This window comes from Microbacterium sp. (assembly GCF_047606385.1).
Classification (GTDB): domain Bacteria; phylum Actinomycetota; class Actinomycetes; order Actinomycetales; family Microbacteriaceae; genus Microbacterium.
Window position 1 is genome coordinate 1 of sequence record NZ_JASGEL010000119.1, and the last position, 9,861, is coordinate 9,861.

Below are 9,861 nucleotides of genomic sequence, written 5' to 3' on the forward strand. Positions count from 1 at the left end.
ACGAAAACGGCCGTCCTCGCCGCGCCTCCGGCTGAGGTCTGACGCTCCGAGATCCCTGTCACTCGTGGCGGGTCACGCGGTGCGAAAACAGCCACGACTGCCGGGGATCTCTCCCCGAAGCCGCCACGAGTGCCGGGGATCCCGCGAGCGGACGCGAGACGGGGCCGGATGCCGACGGCATCCGACCCCGTGAGAGTTCCCGCGCTAGGCCTTGCGCATGTAGGCGCGCACCGTCAGCGGCGCGAACACGGCGACGATCACCGCGGCGCCCAGCAGCGAGATCCACAGGTCGCCGGAGACGGCGCCGTCGTTCGCGAGGTCGCGCACGGCCGTCACCAGGTGCGAGATCGGGTTGATGTTCGCGAACCAGGCGAGCCACGACGGCAGCGTGTCCACCGGGACGTAGGCGTTCGAGAGGAACGTCAGCGGGAACAGCACGAGCATCGAGATGCCCTGCACGCTCGACGCGGTCCGCGCGATCACGCCGAAGAACGCGAAGATCCAGCTGATCGCCCAGGAGCAGACGATGACCAGCAGCGCGGCCAGCACGACGTTGCCGAGACCGCCGGCGGGACGGTAGCCGATCACGAAGCCCATCACGAAGGTGAGGGTGGTGGCGATCGCGTAGCGCAGGGTGTCGGCCAGCAGCGCGCCGGACAGCGGCGCGATGCGCGCGATCGGCAGCGACCGGAACCGGTCGAACACGCCCTTGTCCATGTCCTCGCGCAGCTGCGTGCCGGTCACGACCGAGGTCGTGATGACGGTCTGCACCAGGATGCCGGGGATCAGCGTCGGCAGGTAGCTCTGCACGTCGCCGGCGATCGCGCCGCCGAACAGGTACGCGAACATCAGCGTGAAGATGATCGGCTGCACGGTGACGTCGACGAGCTGCTCGGGCGTGCGGCGGATCTTCACGAGCCCGCGGTAGGCCATCGTGACGGTGTTGCTCAGCGTCTGGCCGATGCTCGTGCGATTGGACAGGTGCCGTTCGGAGGCCGGCACGATGCGGGTGGCGGTCAGGGTGCTCATGCCGCACCCCCTCGCTGACCATGTCCCAGTTCGGCGCGGTAAGCGGGAGCTATACCGCGCCGAACTGGGACATGAACCGCGCGGAAGTGGGACATTGTGACGGTGTTCATGCGGGGACCTCCTCCTGGGGGGCGTCGGATGCGGCGGCCCGATCGGATGCCGTCCGGTCGGCGGCACGCTGTTGATCGGCGCTGTGGCCGGTGATGGTGAGGAACACCTCGTCGAGCGTGGGCTTCTGCACGCTCATCTCGGCGAGGTGGATGCCGGCCTCGCGCAGGGCGATGAGCAGGTCGGCGACCCGGTCGGCATCCGCCATGGGGGCGGTGATCCGGCTCGCCTCGGGCGAGAGCGCGGCGCGCACGCCGAGCACCCGCTCGAGGGTGCGGACGGCGTCGTCGGTGTCGGCGGCGTCGCGGACGCGCAGCTGCAGCGACGAGGTGCCCACCGAGGCCTTCAGCTCGTCGCTGGTGCCCTCCGCGACGACCCGCCCGCGGTCGATGACCGCGATGCGGCCGGCCAGCTGGTCGGCCTCGTCGAGGTACTGCGTCGTCAGCAGCACGGTGGACCCGCTCGCGACGAGCTCGCGGATCGTGTCCCACATCTGGCCGCGGGTGCGGGGGTCGAGGCCCGTGGTCGGCTCGTCGAGGAAGATGAGCGGCGGCTGGGAGATGAGGGATGCGGCGAGGTCGAGGCGGCGCCGCATCCCGCCGGAGAACTTCTTCAGCGGCCGGGTGGCCGCCTCCGTCAGGCCGAAGCGCTCGAGCAGGTCGGCGGCCTTGGCCTTCGCCTCGGCGCGGGAGAGCCCGAGCAGCCGCGCGAAGATGATGAGGTTCTCGTTGGCCGACAGCGCCTCGTCGACCGAGGCGAACTGGCCGGTGACGCCGATGAGCTGACGGATGATCTGCGGGGAGCGGACGACGTCGTGGCCGAAGATCGAGGCCGTGCCGGCGTCGGGCCGCAGCAGCGTCGCGAGCATGTTGATGGTGGTGGTCTTGCCGGCCCCGTTGGGGCCCAGGACGCCGTAGACGGTTCCTGCCGGCACGAGCAGGTCGACGCCGTCCACGGCGCGGTTCGTGCCGAAGGCCTTCACGAGTCCTTCGGCCAGCACAGCGGGCGTGGTGGATGAGGTCATGGCTCCACTGTGCGCGCCGCCCGCTGTCACGTCGCTGTCACGGCATCCGCTCCGCTGTCGCCGCGCTGCTGCGCCGGCGCGTCTCGCTCGCGCGACGTCGCGGGAGCGCGGACGCGATGCGCGGGAGCCTCGACGGCGGGTCCGCGCGGGCGTACGATCACGACCGGATGACACGAGGGAGTGTCCATGGACGAGGCGGCAGCCGACGCTTTCGCCGAGCGCATGCTCGACACGGTCCTGAGCGCGATGGAGATGATGTCCGTCTACGTCGGCGACCGTCTGGGGCTGTACCGCGTGCTCGGCGCCGAGACACCCTGGAGCGTCGAGGCGTTCGCGACAGCGGCGGGGCTGCACCCGCGTTATGCCCGGGAATGGCTGGAGCAGCAGGCGGTGGCCGGCGTGCTCCGAGTCGCGGCGGACGGCGGATTCGTGCTGCCCGCCGCGCACGCCGACGTGCTGGCGGACCCCTCGAGCCTGCGTTTCAGCCCGCCGTTCGCGCGGCTCGCGCATGCGGCGGCGGCACGGATGCCCGAGCTGCTGAGCGCCTACCGTGACGGCGGCGGGGTGACGTGGGCGCAGTTCGGCGAGGACGCCCGCGACGCTCAGGGGGACGCGAACCGGCCGTGGTTCGAGCGTGAGCTGGCCGGCGCGCTGGCGGGCGTCCCGGAGGTGGCGGCGGCGCTGGAACGCGACGGCGCTCGGATCGCCGACATCGGCTGCGGGCACGGATGGTCGACGATCGCGCTCGCTCGCGCGAATCCCGGCGCGGAGGTCGTGGGTGTGGACATCGACGCCGCGTCGCTGCAGGCGGCGCGCGACCACGGCGCCGATGTCCCGAACCTCGCCTTCGCGCTGACGGCGGGAGCCGATCTGCCCGCGCACGGGCCGTTCGATGCGGCGTTCGTCTTCGAGGCGCTGCACGACATGCCGGATCCGGTCGGCGTCCTCGCCGGGATCCGCCGTGCGATGCGCCCGGACGGGGTGGTCGTGGTCATGGACGAGGCCGTCGCCGAGGCGTTCGCCCCCGACGGGGACGAGATCGAGCGCACCATGTACGCCTACAGTCTCTTCATCTGCCTGCCCGACAGCATGAGCACCCCCGGATCCGTCGCGACGGGCACGGTGATGCGGCCGGCCACACTCGAGCGCTATGCCCGCGAGGCGGGCTTCGGGGGCGTCGACGTGCTGCCCATCGACGGGTTCGCGGCGTTCCGCTTCTATCGGCTGCGCTGATCGGCGAGGACTCGCGGTCGCGAACCAGCGCCTCAGGCGCCGCGGAGGCGCTCGGCGAGGTAGCCGCGCAGGCCCTCGAGGGGCACGCGCTCCTGCGCCATGGTGTCGCGGTCGCGCACCGTGACGGCGTCGTCGACGAGCGAGTCGAAGTCCACCGTGACGCACAGCGGGGTGCCGATCTCGTCCTGGCGGCGGTAGCGGCGCCCGATCGCGCCGGCGTCGTCGAAGTCCACGTTCCAGCCCGACGCCCGCAGGTCGTCGGCGACGCGGCGCGCCAGCGGCGAGAGGTTCTCGTTGCGGCTGAGCGGCAGCACCGCGGCCTTGACCGGCGCGAGCCGCGGGTCGAGGCCGAGCACGGTGCGGGTGTCGGTGCCGCCTTTCGCGCCCCGCACCTCCTCCTCGCGGTACGCGTCGACGAGGAACGCCATCATCGAGCGCGTCAGGCCGAAGGAGGGCTCGATGACGTAGGGGACGTACGTCGAGCCCGACGCCTGGTCGAAGTAGACGAGCTTCGCCCCCGACGCCTCGGTGTGGCTGGACAGGTCGTAGTCGGTGCGGTTGGCGATGCCCATGAGCTCGCCCCACTCCTTGCCGCCGAACCCGAAGCGGTACTCCACGTCGATCGTCCCGGCCGAGTAGTGCGCGCGGTCCTCCTCGGGCACGTCGAACCGGCGCATGTTCGCCGGGTCGATGCCGAGGCCGACGAACCAGTCCCAGCAGGCCTCGACCCAGTGCTCGAACCACTGCGGCGCCTCGGCCGGCGGGGTGAAGAACTCGATCTCCATCTGCTCGAACTCGCGGGTGCGGAAGATGAAGTTGCCGGGCGTGATCTCGTTGCGGAACGCCTTGCCGACCTGGCCGATGCCGAACGGCGGCTTCTTGCGGGACGCCGTGAGCACGTTCGAGAAGTTCACGAAGATGCCCTGCGCGGTCTCCGGCCGCAGGTAGTACAGACCCGACTCGTCGTCGACGACGCCGAGGTAGGTCTTCACCAGGCCGGAGAACTCCTTCGGCTCGGTGTACTGGCCCTTCGTGCCGCAGTTCGGGCATGGCACGCCGGCCAGACCGCCCTCGGGTGCGCGCCCCTTGCGGGCCTCGAAGTCCTCGACGAGGGTGTCGGCGCGGAACCGCTTGTGGCACTGCAGGCACTCCACGAGCGGGTCGGTGAAGGTCGCGACGTGGCCGGAGGCCTCCCAGACGCGCTTGGGCAGGATGATCGAGGAGTCCAGGCCCACCATGTCGCCCCGCCCGCGCACGAAGGTCTGCCACCACTGCCGGCGGATGTTCTCCTTGAGCTCCGTGCCGAGGGGGCCGTAGTCCCACGCCGAGCGCGAGCCGCCGTAGATCTCCCCGGCCTGGAACACGAACCCGCGGTGGCGGGCGAGGGCGATGACTTTGTCGAGGCGGGACTGCTCGGCCACGGTGGCTCCAATGGTCGGTGGGGTTCGGGATGCGCCGGCGGCCGCGCGCACATCCCTCGATTCTACGTGCCGCACAGGGACGCCACGTAGGCGTCGATGATCCCGTCCGGGTCGGTCAGCTGCTCGTTGGTGACGCCGCTGGCGGGGCCGACGGTGAAGCCGAGCACGAGCATCGTCTCGTCCTCCTCGTCGTCGCCGGTGGCCGACGGCGACGGGGTCGGCGTGGCGGTCGCGGTCGCCGTGGCCTCGTCGGCCGCCGTCGCCGCGGCCGTGGCCTCGGTGGCCGAGCCCTCGCCGGTGGAGGTCCGGTCGCCGTCGCAGTACACGATGTTCGGCAGCGTGATCACGATCTCGGCCTCCTCGCCGGAGGCGATCGACACCGCACCGTACGCGGTGGGGCGCCCGTACCCGACGAATCGCGGGTCGGTGATGCGCAGCTTCGTCACGGACAGATCGTTGCCGGTGTCGTTGACGACCTGCATCCGCACCTGGTTGGCCCGCTCCTCGGGACCGGCCGGAAGGAGGGTCGCGGTGATGCCGTCGGGCAGCGCGGTCGCGGACGGCGCGGGGTGGGCGAGGTCGGCGCAGCCGGCGAGGGCCAGCGCTCCCGCGGTCAGCAGCAGCAGGGCGGGCAGGGCCCGCCGCCTCCGGGTGGTGGTCATCGGCGGAGGGTCTCCCGGGCGACGGTGAAGTCATCGAGGGCGAGGACGTCGATCTCGACGCCGATCCCGGGCCCGGTCGGCACGCGCACGTACCCGTCCTCGAGCACGGCCGGCTCGGTCACGATGTCGCGGGCGTAGAAGCGGTCGGATGCCGAGACGTCGCCCGGCAGCGTGAACCCGGGCAGCGCGGCCAGCGCGGCGTTGGCGGCGCGGCCGATGCCGGTCTCCAGCATCCCGCCGCACCAGACCGGCACCCCGGCCGCGCGGCACACGTCGTGCACGGCGACGGCCTCCAGATAGCCGCCGACGCGGCCGGCCTTGATGTTGACGACCGCGGCGGAGCCGAGCGCGATCGCGTCGGCGGCCGCCTTGGCCGAGACGACGGACTCGTCGAGGCAGATCGGGGTGCGCAGGCGCCGCGCCAGCTCGGCGTGCTCCGTGAGGTCGTCCTCGGCCAGCGGCTGCTCGATCAGCAGCAGGTCGAAGCGGTCCAGCTCCGCGAGCACGTCGGCGTCGGCGAGCGTGTAGGCCGCGTTCGCGTCGACCTGCAGCCCGATCGCGCCGAACGCGTCGCGCACGGCGGCGGTGTCGGCAACGTCGCGTCCGGGCTTGATCTTGATCTTGATGCGGCGGTAGCCGGCGTCCAGGTAGCCGCCGACGACGTCGACGAGGACGGCGGGGTCCGACTGGATGCCCACGCTCACGCCGCTCGGGACGCGGTCGGTCACCGCCCCGAGGTATTGGCCGAGCGGGCGCCCCTGGCTGCGGAGGGCGGCATCGAGCACGGCGAGCTCGAGACCCGCCTTGGCCATGCGGTGGCCGAGGAAGGGGGAGAGGATGCCGGCGACCTCCTCGGGCCGCACCGTGCGCACGTCCAGGAGCGCCGGGATCAGCCAGCGCAGCGCGACGTCCCACGCGCCCTGCGTGTACTCGCTCGAGTACAGCGGGGCCGACGCGGTGACGATCTCGCCCCAGCCGTCGGCGCCGTCGGTCAGCGCCCGCACGACGATCACCTCGCGCATCGTCTCGGTGCCGAACGAGGTGGTGAACGGGCTCACCAAGGGGATGCGGAGCACGCGCATCTCGATGCCGTCGAGCGCGATGGCTGCGGCGTCCCCGGATGTCGGCATGGGCTTCAGGATATCGGTGGGGTGCTTCGGGGATGCTGAGCGCCGAGCGAAGGGTGATGAAAGGTCCGGACGCCGTCGGCGACGCTCGCGGAGCCCACCGGCGTGTTGACGCGCTGCGGCCGCGGCTGGGGGCCTCGACCTCGGCGATCGCTGCAGCGACGCCCTGGCCACCGTCGCCGACGAGCCGCTGCTGTTCGTCGTCGACGACTTCGGCCGCACCGACGTGCGGGCGGCGCCGGTCCGAGCGATGGTCAGCCGGCGGCTTCGGCGTCGTCGACCGCGGGTGCCGCGGCGTCCACGCGGATGCCGAACACCGCCTCGACCGCGTCGAGGTACGCGTCCGCACGGCCCTGCTCGGCCAGCTCGTGCGCGCGTGTCGTGGGGGTGTGCAGCAGGCGGCCGACGAGGTGGCGCAGGGCCTGCTCGGTGCGGCCGTCGTCGTCCCGGGCGCGGACGCGGGCGATCTCGTCCTCCAGCACCTCGAACACGTGCGCGCGCAGCGCCACCACGGCCGGCGCGACCGCACGGCGCGAGCCCGCGACGGTGAAGCGGTGCGCGGCATCCTGCACGAGCGCGCGGGCGGCGTCGGTCGCCTGCAGCTCCTCGAGCGGCGCGTGCAGGCGGATCGTCTCGAGGTCGAGCAGCTCGGTGCCCGGCACGCCCGCGACGTCCGGGTCGACGTTGCGGGGAAGGCCCAGGTCGATCACCAGCCGCCGGGGCGCGACCGGCGGCACCGGGAGCGGCGAGGCCCGCAGGATCGCGGCATCCAGCACCGGGCCGTCGGTGCTCGTGCAGGTGATGATCAGCTGGGCATGGCGGGCGGCGGCCGGGTAGGCGCCGGCGTCCACCCAGTCGATGCCGTGCTTGCGGGCGAAGCGCTCGCCGCGGCCGGAGGGGGAGTGCACCGTGATGTCGGTCGCGCCGCGCTCGCGCAGCGCGGCGATGGTCGCGGCCGCGTACGAGCCGGTGCCGACCAGCAGCACGCGGGCGAGGCGCCAGTCCGGCACGCGCGCGGCGGCGAGGTCGAGGCCCAGGCGCACGAGCGAGCGCCCGGCGCGGCCGAGCGCGGTCGTGTTCTTCACGTCGCGCTGCGCCTCGGAGGCCCGCTGGAACAGCCGCTCCAGCTCCGCGGAGGTCGTCCCGGCCTCGCGCGCCTCCTCCAGGGAGCGGCGCACCTGGCCGGCGATCTCGCCCTCGCCGACGATGACGGACTCGAGGCCCGCGGCGACGGCGAACAGGTGCGCGGCGACGGCGGGACCGGCGATGACGTCGTACGAGCCGTCGAGCTCCGCGGCGGTCAGGCCGGTCGCGGACTGGATGGCCAGCAGCGCGGCCTCGACGCCGACGGCGCGGGCGGCGGTGACGGGCTCGTCCATGTCCACGTACGCCTCGAAGCGGTTGCAGGTGGAGACCACCACGGCGCCCTGCACGCAGTCGTCGTGCGCGGCGATCACGGGGGCGATGGGGCCGGTGCGCGTGCTGAGCCTCTCGAGGAGGTCGAAGGATGCGGTCTTGTGACTCGCGCTCACGCACAGCAGCACGGTCACCGATTCTACTCGCCGCCGGGTCCGCGGCGTGCTCCGTCGCGGCCGCGCTCGTTCGTTCCGGAACCTCAGCGATTCGCGCAACCTCCGTTGCGGTGGGGGATTCCGGCTGAGGTTGTGCGGATCGCTGAGGTTGTGCGAAGCAGCGACGCGGCGCGAGCCGCCCACCGGCGCGGCACCCTATGCGGCCGGAGCGGGTGGGAGGATGGAGCGCGTGTCCCTTCTGCTGCGCGCCCTGGCCGGCGACCGCCCCGACCGCCCGCCCGTGTGGTTCATGCGACAGGCGGGCCGGTCGCTGCCCGAGTACCGCGACCTGCGTGTCGGGACCCGGATGCTGGACGCCTGCCTGACCCCCGAGCTCGCCGCCGAGATCACCTTGCAGCCGGTGCGCCGTCACCGGGTGGACGCCGGCATCTTCTTCAGCGACATCGTCGTGCCGCTGCGACTGGCCGGGGTCGAGGTCGAGATCGTGCCGGGCCGCGGGCCGGTGTTCGCGCAGCCGGTGCGCACCGCATCCGACGTGGCCCGGCTCACCGCGATCGACCCGGCCGAGGTCGCCGCCGCGGCCGAGCCCGTGCGCGAGGCCGTGCGGCTCGTGGTCGCCGAGCTCGGCGACACCCCGCTGATCGGCTTCGCGGGCGCGCCGTTCACGCTGGCCGCGTACCTGGTCGAGGGCGGCCCGTCGAAGGAGCACCTGCGGGCCCGCGCCCTGATGCACGCCGACCCCGGGTCCTGGCACGCGCTGGCGGGCTGGCTCGCCCGCGTCTCGGCGGCGTTCCTCGCCGCGCAGACCGAGGCCGGGGCCGTCGCCGTGCAGCTGTTCGACTCCTGGGCGGGGTCGCTGTCGGTCGCCGACTACCGCGCCCACGTCGCCCCCCACTCGCGCGCGGTCCTCGCCGCGGTCTCCGTCCCCCGCATCCACTTCGGTGTGGGCACGGGGCACCTGCTCGCCGACATGCGGCTCGACGGGCGGCCGGGCGCCCCGGTGGCCGACGCGGTCGGCGTCGACTGGCGCACCCCTCTGGACGAGGCGGCCGCGGTGCTCGGCCCGGACGTCACGGTGCAGGGCAACATCGACCCGGCGCTGCTGCAGGCGCCCTGGCCGGTGCTCGAACGACACGTCCGCGACGTGATCGCCCGCGGCCGGGCGGCCCGCGCGCACATCCTCAACCTCGGTCACGGCGTGCCGCCGGAGACCGACCCCGCCGTCCTCACGCGCATCGTCGAGCTCGCGCACGGGACGTCCGCATGAGCGCCCGGCTCTCGGCGTCCCGCCGTCAGGTCCCGGCATCCCCTTCCACCATGTCCCAGTTCGGCGCGGTATGGCCGTCTGATACCGCGCCGAACTGGGACATCGACAGCGGAGGAGGGACGGCGGCGTGAGCGAGCGGCTGGAGGGCCTCGCCGCGCAGGCGCGGGCAGTGCGCGCCGTCGTCGTCGGCGGCGGCGTCGCGGGGCTCGTCGCCGCGCTCGAGCTCGCCAAGGTGGGGATGCGGGTCACGGTCATCGAGGCGGAGGACCGGCTCGGCGGCGTGCTGCGCAGCGCGGAGGTCGCCGGCGTCGTGCTCGACGTCGGCGCGGAGAGCTTCGCCACCCGCGGCGGCCACGTGCGTGCGCTCATCGACGAGCTGGGGCTGGCGGACGCCGTCGTCGCCCCCGCCGCGGACGGCGCCTGGGTCGCCGGGGTCCCGGGCGTGGGCGCGGCGCCGC

9 protein-coding genes are annotated in these 9,861 nt (G+C 73.3%); 3 read left to right on the forward strand and 6 right to left on the reverse strand.

What is annotated here, in order from left to right:
• Positions 1 to 204 precede the first annotated feature (204 nt).
• Positions 205 to 1,029, reverse strand: a complete 825-nt coding sequence (locus QM626_RS11880; RefSeq protein WP_415077158.1) for an ABC transporter permease — start codon at positions 1,027 to 1,029, stop codon at positions 205 to 207.
• A 106-nt stretch (positions 1,030 to 1,135) separates the two neighbouring features.
• Positions 1,136 to 2,161: an ATP-binding cassette domain-containing protein gene (locus QM626_RS11885; RefSeq protein WP_415077159.1), complete on the reverse strand. Its 1,026-nt coding sequence runs from the start codon at positions 2,159 to 2,161 to the stop codon at positions 1,136 to 1,138.
• 186 nt (positions 2,162 to 2,347) lie between these two features.
• Between QM626_RS11885 and QM626_RS11890 the strand changes: the two genes are divergently transcribed.
• A complete protein-coding gene (locus QM626_RS11890) occupies positions 2,348 to 3,394 on the forward strand; it encodes a class I SAM-dependent methyltransferase (protein WP_415077160.1) in 1,047 nt (348 codons plus the stop codon).
• 32 nt (positions 3,395 to 3,426) lie between these two features.
• On the opposite strand, the gene QM626_RS11895 is transcribed toward QM626_RS11890, so the two are convergent.
• The 4 genes from QM626_RS11895 to QM626_RS11910 all read right to left on the reverse strand — a co-directional run bounded on the left by QM626_RS11895 (position 3,427) and on the right by QM626_RS11910 (position 8,154).
• Complete coding sequence (locus QM626_RS11895) at positions 3,427 to 4,815, reverse strand: glycine--tRNA ligase (protein ID WP_415077161.1); 1,389 nt, start codon at positions 4,813 to 4,815, stop codon at positions 3,427 to 3,429.
• 62 nt (positions 4,816 to 4,877) lie between these two features.
• Positions 4,878 to 5,477 (reverse strand): hypothetical protein, encoded by a 600-nt coding sequence (locus QM626_RS11900; RefSeq protein ID WP_415077162.1) that lies wholly within the window; start codon positions 5,475 to 5,477, stop codon positions 4,878 to 4,880.
• Positions 5,474 to 6,607 (reverse strand): o-succinylbenzoate synthase, encoded by a 1,134-nt coding sequence (menC, locus tag QM626_RS11905; protein WP_415077163.1) that lies wholly within the window; start codon positions 6,605 to 6,607, stop codon positions 5,474 to 5,476. Before menC ends, QM626_RS11900 begins: the two co-directional genes overlap by 4 nt.
• Before the next feature lie 251 nt (positions 6,608 to 6,858).
• Positions 6,859 to 8,154 (reverse strand): glutamyl-tRNA reductase, encoded by a 1,296-nt coding sequence (locus QM626_RS11910; RefSeq protein WP_415077164.1) that lies wholly within the window; start codon positions 8,152 to 8,154, stop codon positions 6,859 to 6,861.
• A 202-nt stretch (positions 8,155 to 8,356) separates the two neighbouring features.
• Between QM626_RS11910 and hemE the strand changes: the two genes are divergently transcribed.
• Both hemE and QM626_RS11920 read left to right on the forward strand, forming a co-directional pair.
• A complete protein-coding gene (gene hemE / locus QM626_RS11915) occupies positions 8,357 to 9,403 on the forward strand; it encodes a uroporphyrinogen decarboxylase (protein ID WP_415077165.1) in 1,047 nt (348 codons plus the stop codon).
• A gap of 127 nt (positions 9,404 to 9,530) precedes the next feature.
• On the forward strand, positions 9,531 to 9,861 hold a 331-nt coding region (locus QM626_RS11920), incomplete at its 3' end, for an FAD-dependent oxidoreductase (protein ID WP_415077166.1).

Bases quoted from the DNA above. Each gene is read 5' to 3' on its own strand.
- QM626_RS11880 (WP_415077158.1), bottom strand. From the start codon at position 1,029: ATGAGCACCCTGACCGCCACCCGCATCGTGCCGGCCTCCGAACGGCAC.
- QM626_RS11885 (WP_415077159.1), bottom strand. From the start codon at position 2,161: ATGACCTCATCCACCACGCCCGCTGTGCTGGCCGAAGGACTCGTGAAG.
- QM626_RS11890 (WP_415077160.1), top strand. From the start codon at position 2,348: ATGGACGAGGCGGCAGCCGACGCTTTCGCCGAGCGCATGCTCGACACG.
- QM626_RS11900 (WP_415077162.1), bottom strand. From the start codon at position 5,477: ATGACCACCACCCGGAGGCGGCGGGCCCTGCCCGCCCTGCTGCTGCTG.
- menC (WP_415077163.1), bottom strand. From the start codon at position 6,607: ATGCCGACATCCGGGGACGCCGCAGCCATCGCGCTCGACGGCATCGAG.
- hemE (WP_415077165.1), top strand. From the start codon at position 8,357: ATGGAGCGCGTGTCCCTTCTGCTGCGCGCCCTGGCCGGCGACCGCCCC.